The organism is Sorangium sp. So ce363 (assembly GCF_051520435.1).
Taxonomy (GTDB): domain Bacteria; phylum Myxococcota_A; class Polyangia; order Polyangiales; family Polyangiaceae; genus Sorangium; species Sorangium cellulosum_B.
Window position 1 is genome coordinate 4,601,333 of sequence record NZ_CP150333.1, and the last position, 15,101, is coordinate 4,616,433.

Here is a 15,101-nt window from a genome sequence, read left to right on the forward strand (position 1 = left end):
ATCCCGCTCATTGCGTCAACTCCCTCTCCACAAACGATCCCAGCGCGACATAATCCCGGTACAGCGCGTCATAGAGCCTGGCGCGCGTGGGATCCGGCAGATACCGGGCCTCGGTTCCAGGCGACATCGCGCGCTGCGCGTCCTCGACGGTGGCGTGAAGGCCGGCGGCGGTCGCGGCGAACATCGCCGCGCCCAGCGCGACCGGCTGCTCGCCGGCGCGGACCTCGACCGTCATGTCGAGCACGTCCGAGAGGACCTGCATGGTGAGGGGGCTCTTGCGCGCGACGCCGCCGACACCGATGATGCCGTCGATGCGGAGCCCCTCGGATCGGAAGCGCTCGACGATGGCGCGCGATCCGAAGGCGATCCCCTCCACGAGCGCGCGGTAGATCCGCGGCGCGTCCGTGCCCAGATCGAGGCCGACGATGGCGCCCCTGAGCCGCTGGTCCGCGTCCGGGGTCCTGCGCCCGTTCAGCCAGTCGAGCGCCAGCACGGAGCTCCGCGCCGGCGGGATCTCCGCTGCCGCCCGCTCCAGCTCGGGGATGATCCGCTCGATCGCCGCATCGGCCAGCGTCACGTCGGCCAGCGTCTTCCGGTCCGAGTGGCCGGCGCCGGGCAGGGCAGGGAGGATGGCGAGGAGCGGCCAGCTAAGGAGCTGCTTGAACCAGGCAAAGACGTCACCGAAGGCGGACTGCCCCGCTTCGTAGCCGATTGCGCCCGGGAGGATCGAGCCGTCGACCTGGCCGCAGATCCCGGCGACGAGGACCTCCGGCGCGCCGGTCTTCGGGACGACGAGCATATCGCACGTGCTCGTGCCCATGACCTTGAGCAGGCGGTTCGGCTGGATGTTGCCGCCGACCGCGCCCACGTGCGCATCGAAGGCGCCGACGGCGACGACGACGTCGTCCGGGACACCGAGCGTCACGGCCCACCCGGGCGAGATCGTCCCGAAGGGCACGTCGGCGGTCCAGGTCTGCGAGCCGAGGGTGGCCTTGAGCGCGGGCAGGCGCGGATGGAGCCTCGCCAGGAACTCGTTCGAAGGATAGCCGTCGAACTCCGGGTGCCACATCGCCTTGTGCCCGGCGGCGCAGCGGCTCCGCCTGATCTGCCGGAGGTCGTCGGCGCCGGTCAGGACGGCGGGGATCCAGTCGCAGTGCTCCAGGACGGTGACCGCCGCGCGCGCGACCGCCGGATTGGTCTCGAGGACGTGGAGCACCTTGGCCCAGAACCACTCGGACGAGTACACCCCGCCCTCGTACTTCGTGTAGTCCACGCCGCCCCAGGTCCGGGCGACGCTGTTGATCCGCGCCGCCTCGGCCACCGCGGTGTGGTCCTTCCAGAGGATGAACATCGCGTCCGGGTCCTCCTCGAAGCGTGGGCTGAGCGAGAGAGGCCTGCCCTTCGCGTCGGCCAGGACCGGCGTGGATCCGGTCGTATCGACCGCGATCCCGCGCACGTGCGCGGCGACGTCGCTGCCCGCCTGGTCCAGGGCCGCGCGGATGGACGCCTCCATGGCATGCAGGTAGTCGAGCGGATGCTGGCGGAACCGGTGCGCGCGCGCGTCGCAATAGAGGCCCTGCGCCCAGCGCGGGTAGGGCGCGACCGAGGCCCCCGCGAGCTCGCCGTTCCGCGCGTCCGCGACGACCGCCCGAACGGAGTCGGTGCCGAAATCGATCCCGATGACGAATGTTCCCTTGCGCATGACGACCCGTTGGCCGGGCTAAGCCAGTAAGGATGTGCCCCGAGTTCAATGTGAACGTTCACAATGTGACTGTCAATCACAATCTGCCGGATCGCGACGCTTCTCCCGTCCCGGAGGATGAACCCGGCTGCAACTCTACTCTCGTGCGGTCAGGCTGGGAGGGGGCGATGGTCCGCCGGCTCACGCGACGACCACGACCACGACCACGACCACGACCACGACCACGACCACGACCACGACCACGACCACGACCACGACCACGTGAACGTTCACGTTGGTGACCGATGGTGGTGGAGGGGGCTTCGTGCCCTGAGCGTGACCGAACGAGCTTGGCGAACGCCTGTGGGGACGCGGCTCAGCCGCCTTCGAGGCAGATCCTGCGCACGAAGCGCCTCACGGTCGAGGCGCGATGCTCGGCGTAGTAGCCCTCCGCCGCCGCTCTCGACGCCTCGCCCGGCGCGTCGAGGCAGTCCGCGATGATCTCGTAGCCGTCCTGGAGATGGTTCGGGTCGCCGGGATGCGTGCGACGATATTCGTGCACGAGCTCCCGCATGCGCGCGCCGTTCCGCGCGCTCATCGCGTCGTTGAGCAGCCCGATCAGGCCGTTCTCATGCTGGATCTCGACGTGGCGCTGCGTGATGGGGTGGGGGTGGGCGGGGCCGTCGTGGCGGTCGTCGGGGCTCGGCCCGATGACGGGCAGGTCGTCGATCGCCGCGGCGAGCACGGTGCTGCCGGCCGACGCCGGTGGTTCGTTCGACCGACGGCGCGACGTTGCCTCGCGCGACGTCTCTTGCCGAGAGGAAGGCAGCCGTCGCGCGTCGGGCTCTCGAGAGCGATGCACGAGGTAAAGCGCTGCGCCGAGGAGCAGCAGCGCGGCGACGGACCAGCGCCTGCGCGCCGACCTCATGGAATCGTCACGGTCCACGTCACCGTCTCTTGCGAGCGGGGCCAGTTGTCGCGACCCCAGCAGGGATCGATGTAGCGGGGATTGGTCGAGGGAGGAGGGTCGAGGCACTCGCCGCTGCGGTAGCGCACCAGCTCTTCGCCGGCGTTGTCGTAGGCCTTGGCGACGATGGTGTGGGTGCCCGAAGCGAGGCCCGCCGCGGCGACGTTGTAGACGGGGCCGCCGTCCGTCGCGATCACCTCGCCGTCGAGCGTCCAATCCACGCTGATGACGTCGGGATCGATCACCTTGACCGCGAGCGTCGCCGGATCCGTGACGGCCCCTGCAGGCGGATCGGCCGAGTCGATCGGCTTGATGCGCATCCAGATGTCCATGATCATCTTCTCGCGCGAGACCGGGTTGAAGCTCGTGTTCTTGTTGTCTCCGAACAGGCTGTTCATCATCGAGTTCGAGGACGGGCGGTACTGTCCGCTATCCACGTAGCGGCTGCCGATGAACGTGCCCTGGACGCCCGTGGCGTCGGCGGCGTCGTACTCCAGCCACTTGTCCCATTTGCCCGCCGTCGTCGCGCAGTTGCCCGTGGTGTTCACCTCGACGTACTCCGTGCCGCTGCCGCTGCACGTGTTCGCGCCGCAGGCAGAGCCCGTCGCCTTGGCGCAATACTCGTCGGCGAGCTGATGGAAGCCGTGGCCACCTTCGTGCAGCGCCGCTCCGGCGGCGTCCCCATGCCCGCCGGACCAGAGCATCCAGGCCGAGCCCGTGTTCCACCACCGATCGTTGTTCAACACGATGGCGTGCCAGTCGACCTCGAAGTCCTCGGGGAGGTTCGCCTTGAGCGCCTGATCCGCCGCGCGGGTGTCGCACTCTGCGAGGCGGCTCTCGTCGTCGCCCGTGCAGCCGAGCGCTCCAGGGATGCCGTTCGAGCGGCTGACCAGCTTGACGGCGCAGATGTTGACGAACTTGCGATATCTGCCGTACGGCTCGCCGATCGGGCTGCTGAAGCGCTTGGCCATCGCCTCCTCGATGTGCTCGAGGTACGTGGTGTTCACGGTCGTGGCGTCGTAGCCGTCGCCCACGATGACGTAGTTGATGCGGTTCTCTGGTGGGCCCGCGCTCTCGATGGCCACGCCGTTCGCGCCGCAATCGAGGACGTAAGCGGAGTCGCCTCCTCCTGTGCCGCCGGGCACGAAGCTCCCCCCTGCGCCCGTGCCGGTAGAGCCGGTCTGGGCCGCGCCGCCTGCGCCGCCTGCGCCGCCTGCGCCCGGAGTTCCGCTGCCTGTTGCTCCGCTGCTGGCAGAGCCGCCGGACGCGGAGGTGCTGCCCTCCGACGTGCCGCCGCCCTCGGTCGTCGCCGCGGGGCTGTCCGGTGCCTCGCCGCAGGCGCAGAGCGCCATGAGGCTCAAGAGGTGCAGGTGGAAGCTCGACTTCATCATGTTCACCTCACGACCTTTCGCAGGCGACGTCCACGCCGAGCTCCACCGTATCCCATCCCCGAGGATCCATAGGCGTCAACCAAGCTCGTTCGGTCACGCAGGGCACGAAACCCGCCCCCTTCACCCACCATCGTTCACCAACGTGAACGTTTACGTTTACGTGGTCGTTTACGTGGTCGTGGTCGTTTACGTGGTCGTGGTCGTTTACGTGGTCGTGGTCGTTTACGTGGTCGTGGTCGTTTACGGCTGACCGTTGACGACCACGACCACGACCACGACCACGTAAACGTTCACGTAAACGTTCGGATGTGGGAGGACGCGGCGCGAGGCTTGGTTGACGGCTACGGCCGGACCACGTTCAGCCGAACAGCCCCTCGATCGCCGTGGTGTGCTGGTCGTTGTCCCCCATCACGAGATCCGGGACCCCGAAGGAGCCCGCGATCGCCATCCACAGATCGTTGGTGGAGCGGCCGCCGCGGTTGCCGTTGGTCCACACCTGCCCGCCGCGCAGCGTGGTGCCCTCGCCGCCGAACAGAACCCACGCCATCTTGTCCCAGTTGTGGTGCCGCGTGCCGACCTCCGTGATGTACGGGACCAGCGTGGTGTCGAGCAGCGTCCCGCCAGCCACGTCCTTCGTCTCCGCGAGCTCCTTCAGGAAGCCGGCGACGTAGCCGGCGTAGAACTCTTCCACCCGCGTGAGGAACTCGAGCGTGTCCGGCGTATCGGGATCGTGGCTCGTGGTGTGGTGCACCTTGAAGATGGCGGAGTTGGGCGGCCACAGCTCGCCGAAGCTCACGTGGTTCGTGCCAGGGGACCACTGGAACGTGACCACGCGCGTCAGGTCGCAGCGGAACGCGGCCTTGATCACGGCGAAGTGCAGGGCGCCGATGCGCGCGTGCTTCACGTCGTCGCGCTCGTTCACGACGTGCGAGCTGCCATAGGGATCGATGTGCCCGCTCACCTCGATCGTCTCGGGCTCCTGCGGCACACCGCAGGACGCGGGATCCCTCGGGTCGGCGTCGAACTCCTTCTCCACCTCGCGGATGGCGGCGGCGTGCCCCTCCAGCGCCTCTCGCTGCGAGCTCGGCGCGAGGCCCTGAAGGCGCTTCAGGTCCTTGAGCGCGAAGTCGAGCACGCTCTTCTTCTCCAGGCGCGCCCGCGCCAGGGCGTCCAGGTTGCCGTCCGTCGGGCCGCCCGGCATGAGCGTGCCGAACACGCGCCTGTACACCTCGAGCGGCTGGTAGTAGGGCTTCATCGGCGCGCGCGCGCCGGAATAGGACATGTGGCGGGTCGACACCTCGGGCGTGTCGGCCCGGTTGTCGCAGGAGACCTGGAGCGACGCGATGGGCGTGCCCTGGAGCTCGGCCGCCTGCTTCACGAGCAGCTGGTCGATGCTCGGCGCCTCGGCCATCGGATCGTCGCCGCCGTTGCCCGGGTACAGCTGCTTGGTCCGCGTCCCCGTGCACATCAGCACCGTCCCGCGCTCGTGGCCGCCGCCGACAGACCCCTCGTGCGGCAGCTTCAGGTCGCGCATCACGATCATCCGATCCTTCATGGCCTCGAACGGGGTCAGGATGCGGGAGAGCGTGAAGTTGGTCCCGTTCCCTTGCGGCCAGTAGTTCTCGTACACGGTGCCCACGGGGCGCTGCACGATCAACAGGCGCCTCGGGGGCGCCGCTCCCTCGGCGGCCGACTCGAGGCCCTTGAGCACCGTGACGAGACCCGCGGCGGCGCCGATGCCTTGCAGGAAGCGGCGGCGAGACCATCCATAAGAAAGGTTGTAGCCCACGGTCATTCCTCCTTGGCGCGCTCGGTCAGCGCGGGCGACGTCACGATGGCTTTCACGACGTTGGTCAGCGTCCGCTGGCCCTCTGGCAGCGCCTCGATCACGCGCTCGACCTGACAGTCGCTGGTCCCGAGCGTCTCATCGTCCGTGCCGTAGGTCAGCAGGTGCCGCGTGATGCAGGCGGCGAACCCATCGTTCTGCGCGACGGCCTCGGCGAACTCGACGGCGCTCGCGTAGCTCCCCGCGACCTCGGCGATGTTGCCCACGTTGACGCGCGCGTCGATCGGCTCCCCATCGAGGGTGTCGCGGTACCGGCCGACCGGATCGTAGTTCTCGAGCAGCAGGCCGAACGCGTCGAACTGGGCGTGACATGCGGCGCAGGTGGAGTTCGCGGCGCGCGCGTCGGCGCGCTCGCGCTCGGTCATGTCGGCCTCGAGCAGCTCCTTGATCGCGTCCGAGAGCGACTCCGGGGGCGACGGGATCTTCCCGAGGCAGAGCAGCGCGCCGCGCACGAAGAGCCCTCGCGCCACCACGCTCGTGTTGTCGGTCCGGGCCAGCGCCGCGAGCAGGCCGGGCTGCGTGAGGATCCCGGCGCGCTCGTCGGCCGGCAGCTCGACCTTGGTGAACTCCTCCGGGCTCGATCCCGTGTGCTCCACGCCGTAGACCTTCGCGAGCACGCCGTTCACGAACGTCTCCCTCGTGGTGAGCAGCTCCGACACGTCCGCTCCGCGGTTCCACAGGAGGTCGTCCACGAGCAGCTCGGTCTCGTGGAACATGCTCGCCTGGAGCGCGGGGGTGTACTCGGGGAAGAGCCCTGGATCCTTCACCGTGCCGAAGAGGTTGCTGAGCCCCCACGCCGCGATCAGCGTGGTGTTCAGGCTGCTGCGCGTCTCGGGTTTCTCGAGGAGGCGCTCGGCCTGGCGCGCCAGCTCCTCCGGATCGTTCAGGGCCCCGGAGTCGGCGGCGGCGGCGAGCTCCTCGTCCGGCAGGCTGTCCGTCAAGAAGAACGAGAGCTCGCTCGCGACCTCGTGCGCGGCGAGCTTCACCACGTCGCCGTCCGCGTCGCCGCCGAGCTCGGTGCGGTAGGAGAACGAGGGGGACGCGATGAGCGCCTCGAGCGCGAGCGAGACGCCCCGCTCGTAGCTCGTCTCCTTCCCGAGCGCATAGACCGACCACAGGTTGTCGAGCTCCGCCTGGTCCACGGGCCGGCGGAACGCCCGTTGCGCGAACTTCGTCAGGAACGTCTTGGCGCAGGCGTCGTCTCCGTCGGGGGCGCACCCCGTCACCTGCTCGAAGCGCCCCGAGATGCTCTCGGCCGCGTAGGCAGCCCTCGCGAGCCGCGTATGCACAAGGGAGGTCCCCACGACAAGGCCCTTCTTGGCAAACGGCTTCGTCCGCGCGTCCGGCGCCTGCTCCGCCTCGATGGCCTCGTCCCCCAGGAGACCCCGGATGGCGTTGATGAACTGCAGGTCGGCGAGCAGCACGATCCGTCGTTCGAGCCGCGGGTTGCACACGGCGTCTCCGCCGCCCGAGGAGCTCGTGCCGCCGCCCGTCGGGTTCGCGCCGGCGCCCGAGGAGCCAGAGGAGCTCGAGCTGCCGCCGATATCACCCACGCACCCTGCAACGAGGAGCGAAGTGCATGCGGCCGCTCGCAGCAGCCGGGAGGCCGCCCCGCTGTGAGTGAATGTTTCCACCTCCCATCGATCACACGCGGCGTTCGGACCGCTATCGTGAGTGGAAGATTTCATCGCTTCTGCTGCGCGACCTCGGCCATCGAGCCACCTCGGCGCTTTGCGGGGCGCGCGCCCCAAGGCGGCAGCCAATAAAGAAGATAATTTCACACGATCCCTCCTGTGAGTCCGCCCTGCTGTGTGAAAAAGTGCCTTGCTGACGTCCGGGGCTGCGCTAGATGATCTGGCGCCGCACCGCGTAACACCTTCACGAACCGCCGCTGCCGCGCGGGCCGACCCTGGTTGGCCATGGCGTGTGAGGCGAGCGCACGGAGCAGCAGGTCAGACCCGCCGCCTCTCCCCGCGCTGACATCAATGACGAATGCCCCGGTGCGTAGACGTACGACGACGACCTAGCCGGCGCAATGCCTAAGGATGTTTCCTGGATTGTGAACGTTCACATATCTGGTGTCAACTGGAATCGACTGGCGCTCAACGATTTCTGAACCGGTTGAGCAGGAGGGCCGTCGGCGCTCCTCCGGAGCGCCGACCTCAGGGGAGGAGAGGCCGGGCTGCGGACTTGGTCTAGGTGGCCTCGCCCGCCGGCAGACGTCGGCATGCCGTTCGCATAGGCCCGATGTGACAGCCGGCGTGAAATCTGCGGGATCGATCGCGGCCCCACCGGGAATGGCATCTACGACGACGAACGACCAGCGTCGGTGCCGCGCTCGATCCCGATGGCGACGATCCCCGGCGCGCACCCGCCCAGTGACGCGAAAGCCGAGTGAAATGAAGAACCCCGACCAGTTTGTGAACGCTCACATTGAAGAACTCCGTTCCAATCGACCGGCCCGCGACTATCCTCCCGCGCCGATGGCTGACAAATCTCTTCCGGAGCGCCGCGTCAAGAGGGGCGGCGGGCGGCGGGCCGCGGTCATGGTCGACGTGGCCAAGCTCGCTGGCGTCTCGTATCAGACGGTCTCGCGGGTCCTGCACGACAGCCCCCACGTGCGCCGCGACACGCGGGAGCGGGTGCTGGATGCGATCCGCCAGCTCGACTACCGGCCCAGCTCGGTGGCGCAGGCGCTCGTCACCGGGCGGTCGCGGACGCTCGGCGTGGTCAGCTTCGACACGACGCTTTACGGTCCGGCGTCGACGCTCCTGGGGCTCGAGGAGGCGGCGCACGACGCGGGTTACGGCGTGAGCATCGCCAGCTTGAAGTCGTTCAGCCGCGCGCCGGTGCTGGAGGCCGTGCAGCGGCTGCGCGACCAGGGGGCCGACGGCATCGTCGTGATCGCCCCGCAGCGGTCGGCGGTGGACGCGCTGCGCCACGTCACCTCCGATGTGCCGGTGGTCGCGGTCGAGGGCGGTCCGGACGACTCGGTGCCGGTGGTCGCGGTCGACCAGCTCGGGGGCGCCGTGTCCGCGACCCGCCACCTGCTCGATCTGGGCCACAAGACCGTGTGGCACATCGCCGGCCCGACCGACTGGCTCGAGGCCGACCAGCGCATCGACGGCTGGCGCTCGGCGCTGCAGGCGGCCGGCGCGGAGATCCCGCCGCTCCTGCGGGGGGACTGGAGCGCGCGCTCCGGCTACGAGCTCGCCCCGCAGCTGACGCGCACGCCGGGCGTCACCGCCGTGTTCGTGGCCAACGACCAGATGGCGCTCGGCCTCCTCCGCTTCCTCTACGAGAACGGGCGCGAGACGCCGCGCGACATCAGCGTCGTCGGCTTCGACGACATCCCGGAGGCGGCCTACTTCACGCCGCCGCTCACCACGGTGCGCCAGGACTTCTCCGAGCTCGGGCGCCGGTGCCTCCACGTCCTGCTCGGGCAGATCGAGAGCGGCCAGCGCTCGTGGTCGCGGGTCGTGGTCGAGACCGAGCTCGTCGTGCGCAAGAGCACGGCCGTCCCCCGGCGCCGGTAAGACCGTGCGCGCTCTACCGTACCGGCTCCGTGATGTGTTCACGGACCGGGCCTTGAGCGGTCAAGCCAGGGGTACCGAGCTGGGCTGCCGCTTGAATCGCAAAGTTGCTTCATGATTGCAACATGCGCTGTCGATGCACGTTTCCTATCAGCTGGGAACTTGAAATGTAGGAGGCTTCGCGCGCGTGTCGTGATCACTTCCAGGTGTGGCGGGAATCATCCGTCGCGAGTTGCACGGCGTGCGCATCGCTGAGTGTGGGCGCCGCCGTTCGTGCCGCTGCCCCTCGGCTTTCTCGCTCCCAGCTTCACCAACGACAATCGTCCGACTTGCGGAAGTCCAACATGAACAAGAAGCGTTCTTCTCGATTGCTGTGCAGCACGGCTTGGATCGCGCTCGGAATGGCGACCCTCTTTGGATGTGGCGATGGGGGCGAGGGGGTTGACGACGGCGTGGGCGGCTCGGGCGGGGCGGGGAGCACCGGCACCAGCGCCAGCACGAGCTCCAGCAACGGCACGAACAGCAGCTCCAGCGCCAGCACGACGACCGGCGTCGGCCCTGCCACCAGCAGCAGCTCGGGCGATCCCGCGACGACCAGCGCCACCTCCGGCGGCGCGACCACGGGGGTCGGCGGCGGGGACGCTTCGACCAGCTCGTCGACCACCGCGTCGACCGGAACCGGCGGAACCGAGCCCGAGGGGAAGTTCGTCGGCAACATCACGACGAGCGGCGCCGTGCGCGACGGCTTCGCGAAGTACTGGAACCAGATCACGCCCGAGAACGAGGGCAAGTGGGGCTCCGTCGAGAGCTCCCGCGGGAACAAGAACTGGAGCTCGCTCGACAGGACCTACAAGTACGCGCAGGACAACAAGATCATCTTCAAGCACCACGTCTTCGTGTGGGGCAGCCAGCAACCCTCCTGGGTCGGGAGCCTCTCGCCGGATGAGCAGAAGAAGGCCGTGCGGAGCTGGATGGAGGAGTTCTGCAAGCGCTACCCGGACACGAAGTACATCGACGTCGTCAACGAGCCGCCGCCCCACACCACGCCTTCATACACGGCCGGCCTCGGCGGCAACGGCGCCAGCGGCTGGGACTGGATCGTCAACTCCTTCAAGTGGGCTCGCGAGTTCTGCCCGAACGCCGTTCTGATCCTCAACGACTACAACAACATCGAGTACGAGAACGAGCACAGGCACTTCAAGGACATCGCGAAGAAGGTGATCGAGGCGGGCGCCCCGGTCGACGCCCTCGGCGCGCAGGCGCACGACGCCTTCAAGATCAACACCAACACGGTCAAGGGGTACATCGACTCGCTCGCCGAGCTGGGCAAGCCCGTGTACATCACCGAGTACGACATCGGCGAAGCGAACGACAACAGGCAGAAGCAGATCATGGAGGAGCAGTTCACCATGTTCTGGAATCACCCCAAGATCCCGGGGATCACCCTGTGGGGTTACATCGTCGGCAAGACCTGGAGGAACGGCACCGGCCTCCAGCAGGAGAACGGCACCATGCGGCCGGCGATGCAGTGGCTGATGGACTTCCTGGACCGTGGTGGTTGACGCGGAGCCGACGCGCTGAGCTGGACGAGCTCCCTCGACCGAAGGAGCTCGGGCGCGCCCGCATCTCGTACGGATGCCGGCGCGCTCTCTCCAGGTCTACGTCAGTCTCTCTGGCCTGAGCCGGGTTCACGACCCGATCTTGGATCGTGAACCCACTCGCTGGCTGCGTATCGGGAGGCGAGCAGCTGGCCGGCGCCTCCTCGCGAAGACCCGTGTCGGTCAGCGAGCGTCGTCGATCACTGGGGCACTTCGATCACGTCCTCGCAGGTGAAGTCGACGCCCAGGGAAACCTCGACGTCGGCCTGGACCACGGCGCACGTATCGTCGCAGAGGATGATCGCCGTCGGGGTCGCAGGGTCGTCGTAGCGCCATGTCCCCGCGGCCGCGCAGGCCTGGTCATACGTGAGGGTCGTCGGCATGTTGGTCGTGGCGCTCGTGTAGGTCACGTTGACCTTTTGCTTGTCGAAGCTCCTCCCGTCGGGCGGCGGCGGGATCGGGATCGTGCACGAGACGGCGGCGCCGCGGATCTTCTCGATCGCGGTCTTGAACGCGGCCGTCGTCTGCGCGGGGTCGCCGGTGTTCAGCATGGACGCCTCTCCCGTGCCGCCCGCAGCGGCGATCTCGTGCAGGTTGGTGAGGCTGGGCGGGGCGCCTTCCCCCTGCGGACTGTCGACCCCGATCACGAAGGTCGAGATGTTGCTGGAGAGCGCGGCCTCGACGCTGCTCACGACGTCCGGGAGCGTGTTGCCTTGCCGGCACCCTTCCGGATAGCCGTCCGTCACGAGCACGATCGCATATTTCCCGGGGTTCTGCTGGCGCTGCGCCTCGATGAAATCGACGATGCCTTGGACCGCGAATGCCGTCGGCGTGCTGGTGCGCCACGAGAGCCTGTCGCTGATCTCCGGCTCGATGACGTCGATCGCCTCGCCGAACGCCGGGGAGGGCAGCGGCGTCATCGGGACATCCGGGGTCGAGTAGCCGGCGGCCTGGCACGCCTGAGTCGTCTGAGCCGCGCCCGGGAAGAACGTGAGCGACGCCCTGAACCCGGCGGACGCGGGATCCACGAAGAACTGCTTCGTCGCGGCCACGACGGGATCCCACTTGAGATCCTTCCTGCGCCACTCCACGTCGCTCGCTGTCATGCTGGCCGATACGTCGAACGCGAACACGAGGTACACCTGCTGAAACCCGGCCTGGGACGACTGGGTGGCGCACGCCTCCCCCGCGCCCGTCGAGCCTCCGCTGCTGCTTCCGGTCGTGCCGGAGCTCCCGCTCGAGCCCTCGCCGCTTCCGTTGCCGAAGGTGTCGTCGTAGCCGGTGCTGGTGCTGGTGCCGGAGCCCGAGCCCGAGCCGGCGCCGGCGCCGGAGCCGGTGCTGCTCTGGGAGCCAGCGCTGTCCCCGCTGCCATCGTTGGCCCCGCCGCACGCCGCGCCGATCAAAGCCACCATTGGCAATGCAATGGCTGTCCTAGGCAATCTCATGAGCCGACTCCTACTGGAACGCGTGCCAGCGCGGTCCGCGGGCACGAAGTTAGTTAGCAACGAGAGGTCTCCAGAGGCGGAATTTTCCAGTGCATGCCTCGCCGGAGCCCCGGGATCGATGACGAGTATAGTCGATGACGCTGATCTTTGCGCGGGATACGGTCCGAAAAGACGCAGCGTCGAGTCGCCGTCGTCATCGCGCAATGCGCCCCCGTTCACGCAACCGGCATGGTCGTCGGCGTGAAATCTCACATCCGGGCGTCGCGGGTGCAAGGCCGCGCCGTCCCTCATGGCGCGGGCTCAGCGGTGCGGGAGCGTTGCGCGCCCTCGTTGCGCAGAGGCCGCCGGGATCCGAGGGGCAAACGCAGCGGTCCTGGACATGGCAGAGCGGTCCGCGCGGTGGTCCGTGTCGCGCCGCGTGCAAAGGTCGCTCGTCGGGGTGTCAGAATTGTCACCGGAGCTGCTTGCGGTGGACGTCTTCATCGTGCAGCGACGCTGCACGCGTTGGTCGTCAAGAGCAGCTCGAGTGCACCGGTCGCCTTCTGGAAAATCGACCCCACCCAAAGATTCATCCACGTGTCGAATTGCCCCGGTCGCGCTGCGGCGCGCTGGGAGAGAACTCGAGTGTTTTCCCGAGCAGCGTATCGACGTCCGCGACGATTCGAGGCAAGATTCCGCCGTGTGCTGGCAAGGGGCTTCCTTGCGGAGGGCACGCAGAATACCGAGGAGGTGCCGATCGGAGAGGGCCTCTGGAAGACCGCTGGACCGGTCAAGCTGCACCGGTACCTCGTCGACACCGAGCAATGTGGAACGATGTCCGAGGTCGTGCTCCCGGAAGACGGGGTGGACGTGATCATGGGGTTGAGGCTGAAGGTCGAGTCCGGCGGCATCACGGAGGTCGAGGCCATCATCACCCGGGATGGCGATTGGCTGTTCGACGCCCAGGGGTACCTCGACTCGAAGGACCAGACATGGAACGTCTTGCCTGAAGAGCAGCGCAGCACGCGGGAACAGCTGATCGCCGCGGCCAAGGCGTATCGACGGCACGATTCGCAACGTCCACAGCATGACCGTGAACAGCAGCTTCACGACGACGGGTTGGCCCGAGGCGCCTTGAGCGCCAGGTCATCTCGCCGAGCGAGGAGCGCGGGGCCGCGGCTCGGACCCGGGTGCGGCGCGCGCGCTGGGTCCTGTGCCGTCGCGGGGGCGAGGCGGAATGACCCATCGGGTCGGCTCGACCTGGCCGCCTCGCTCCTGCACGGCGAGGTCGACCAGCGCGGCCATCCTCCTCGCCACGTCCGTGAAGGTGTCCTCGGCCTCGCGATCCCGCGGAAGCCGGTCCGGCAGGGTGGGGCGCGTGCGGTGGATACGATAACGGTCGGACAGGCGCGCGCCGGGGAAGGCGCGGCGCAGCTCCTCCATCCCGCCGATGAGCGCAACGAGCGAACCCATGGTCGCCGTGCCGTTGTCGGAGTCCCAGCCGGACAGGGTACCGATCTGTACGGTGCGCCGGAAGCTCCCCTCACCGAACAGGAGGGCCAGCGTCGCGGTCGCCAGGTTGATCGCGGATTCCGTGAACCCCCGATAGACGAAGCCATACGCCAAGGCTCGCTCCTGGTAGCGATCCGCAATGGCATCGCGGGCGCGCTCCCAGCCGTCGCGATCCTCGGCGCGATCGCTGGTCGATAGATAGGCGGACAGCACGAAGTCGATGACGTCGGCGGCCTTGGACTCCGCTGGCAGGTAGCTCCTGGCCTCACGGACGATGCGCACGATCTCCTGTCGCCGCGGCTTCTCCAGATCGACGGTCGCCGCGAGCGAGAAGAGGAGGACATGGAACTGCGCGGCGTGCGCGGCGTGATCGCGCGCGGTGGTCCGGATGGGGAGGTCGGCGATCCGCAGCGCCAGCTCCGGCATGCCGGGCGCGAGGGCGCCGAAGATCTCCGTGGTGAGCTGGGCGTCGATCTGGAGCGCGTCCGGATTGAGCGCCGCATCGCTCGTCGCGGGGGGCAGCACGCCGCGCTCGAGGAGATCGCGCGCCCTCCGGTTGGAGACCCAGATGAAGTCGTTGATGTGCGCGCGCCATCCGTCCCGGATTCGCTCGGGGGAGAGGAAGAGCGTCCCCGCCTCGGTCATGAGGTGGAGGTAGACATATTCGATGTCGGTGTCATCGTCGGCAGGGCAGGGGTCGAGGACGACGAAGTCGATCGGCGCCCCGTCGCGCCCCAGGGGCTTTCCCCAGTCAGCGTCGGTGAAGAAGGGGCGCTCGATGCGGACGCCCTCCGTGCGAAGCCCTGTCCAGTTGGCGATGCACGCGCCAATCCACATCGCGCGGAGCCGCTCGGCGTAGGCTGCGCGATCGAGCTGGAGCCGCGGCCTCGGGGACATTCCCGGGGCGTCCCGTTGCTCCATGGGAGCGGCGAGCGCGCGGCGCGGCGCGTCGCCGGCGCCCGCGAGCGGCGATAGAGAGAGGAGCGCGAGCAGGAGGCCTGGCGCGCATGCGCGTGGCCCGACGCTGGGCGAGCCTTCGACAGGGCGTCGATCGCGGCGGGTGCGCATGAATTACCCCCCTCGAGTGCGCGATCGGTGCGTCGCGCATGTCCTCGCTTCGCGGCGGTGCAAGCGTGGTGCCTCGCCGAG

Annotated in this window: 10 protein-coding genes; 2 read left to right on the top strand and 8 right to left on the bottom strand. The window is 68.5% G+C overall.

Annotated features, from left to right (window positions below; translation table 11 throughout):
- Positions 1–7: 7 nt before the first annotated feature.
- The 5 genes from WMF12_RS17505 to WMF12_RS17525 form a co-directional block, all read right to left on the bottom strand.
- A complete protein-coding gene (locus WMF12_RS17505; protein ID WP_437872671.1) occupies positions 8–1,702 on the bottom strand; it encodes a ribulokinase in 1,695 nt (564 codons plus the stop codon).
- 355 nt (positions 1,703–2,057) lie between these two features.
- The gene (locus WMF12_RS17510) at positions 2,058–2,627 is read right to left on the bottom strand and encodes a hypothetical protein (protein WP_437872672.1); all 570 of its coding nucleotides are present in this window, start codon (positions 2,625–2,627) and stop codon (positions 2,058–2,060) included.
- Positions 2,606–4,039, bottom strand: a complete 1,434-nt coding sequence (locus WMF12_RS17515; protein WP_437872673.1) for a M64 family metallopeptidase — start codon at positions 4,037–4,039, stop codon at positions 2,606–2,608. Before WMF12_RS17515 ends, WMF12_RS17510 begins: the two co-directional genes overlap by 22 nt.
- 358 nt (positions 4,040–4,397) lie before the next feature.
- Positions 4,398–5,834, bottom strand: a complete 1,437-nt coding sequence (locus WMF12_RS17520) for a DUF1552 domain-containing protein (RefSeq protein WP_437872674.1) — start codon at positions 5,832–5,834, stop codon at positions 4,398–4,400.
- Positions 5,831–7,438, bottom strand: a complete 1,608-nt coding sequence (locus tag WMF12_RS17525; RefSeq protein WP_437872675.1) for a DUF1592 domain-containing protein — start codon at positions 7,436–7,438, stop codon at positions 5,831–5,833. The genes WMF12_RS17520 and WMF12_RS17525 overlap by 4 nt, the downstream gene beginning before the upstream one ends.
- Positions 7,439–8,368: 930 nt before the next feature.
- Between WMF12_RS17525 and WMF12_RS17530 the strand changes: the two genes are divergently transcribed.
- Positions 8,369–9,421, top strand: coding sequence for a LacI family DNA-binding transcriptional regulator (locus WMF12_RS17530; protein ID WP_437746786.1), 1,053 nt, complete (start codon positions 8,369–8,371; stop codon positions 9,419–9,421).
- A 304-nt stretch (positions 9,422–9,725) separates the two neighbouring features.
- On the opposite strand, the gene WMF12_RS17535 is transcribed toward WMF12_RS17530, so the two are convergent.
- Complete coding sequence (locus tag WMF12_RS17535; RefSeq protein WP_437872676.1) at positions 9,726–10,190, bottom strand: hypothetical protein; 465 nt, start codon at positions 10,188–10,190, stop codon at positions 9,726–9,728.
- Between WMF12_RS17535 and WMF12_RS17540 the strand changes: the two genes are divergently transcribed.
- The gene (locus WMF12_RS17540) at positions 10,153–10,980 is read left to right on the top strand and encodes an endo-1,4-beta-xylanase (RefSeq protein WP_437746788.1); all 828 of its coding nucleotides are present in this window, start codon (positions 10,153–10,155) and stop codon (positions 10,978–10,980) included. The genes WMF12_RS17535 and WMF12_RS17540 overlap by 38 nt on opposite strands.
- 236 nt (positions 10,981–11,216) lie before the next feature.
- Here the strand turns inward: WMF12_RS17540 and WMF12_RS17545 are convergent, their stop codons facing one another.
- Both WMF12_RS17545 and WMF12_RS17550 read right to left on the bottom strand, forming a co-directional pair.
- A complete protein-coding gene (locus tag WMF12_RS17545; protein ID WP_437872677.1) occupies positions 11,217–12,428 on the bottom strand; it encodes a vWA domain-containing protein in 1,212 nt (403 codons plus the stop codon).
- 1,158 nt (positions 12,429–13,586) lie between these two features.
- Positions 13,587–15,020: an ADP-ribosylglycohydrolase family protein gene (locus WMF12_RS17550; RefSeq protein WP_437872678.1), complete on the bottom strand. Its 1,434-nt coding sequence runs from the start codon at positions 15,018–15,020 to the stop codon at positions 13,587–13,589.
- Positions 15,021–15,101: the final 81 nt, after the last annotated feature.

What these genes read in the sequence shown, in the direction of transcription:
- WMF12_RS17505 (WP_437872671.1), bottom strand. Translation starts at nt 1,702, where the DNA reads ATGCGCAAGGGAACATTCGTCATCGGGATCGATTTCGGCACCGACTCC.
- WMF12_RS17515 (WP_437872673.1), bottom strand. Translation starts at nt 4,039, where the DNA reads ATGATGAAGTCGAGCTTCCACCTGCACCTCTTGAGCCTCATGGCGCTC.
- WMF12_RS17520 (WP_437872674.1), bottom strand. Translation starts at nt 5,834, where the DNA reads ATGACCGTGGGCTACAACCTTTCTTATGGATGGTCTCGCCGCCGCTTC.
- WMF12_RS17530 (WP_437746786.1), top strand. Translation starts at nt 8,369, where the DNA reads ATGGCTGACAAATCTCTTCCGGAGCGCCGCGTCAAGAGGGGCGGCGGG.
- WMF12_RS17545 (WP_437872677.1), bottom strand. Translation starts at nt 12,428, where the DNA reads ATGGTGGCTTTGATCGGCGCGGCGTGCGGCGGGGCCAACGATGGCAGC.
- WMF12_RS17550 (WP_437872678.1), bottom strand. Translation starts at nt 15,020, where the DNA reads ATGCGCACCCGCCGCGATCGACGCCCTGTCGAAGGCTCGCCCAGCGTC.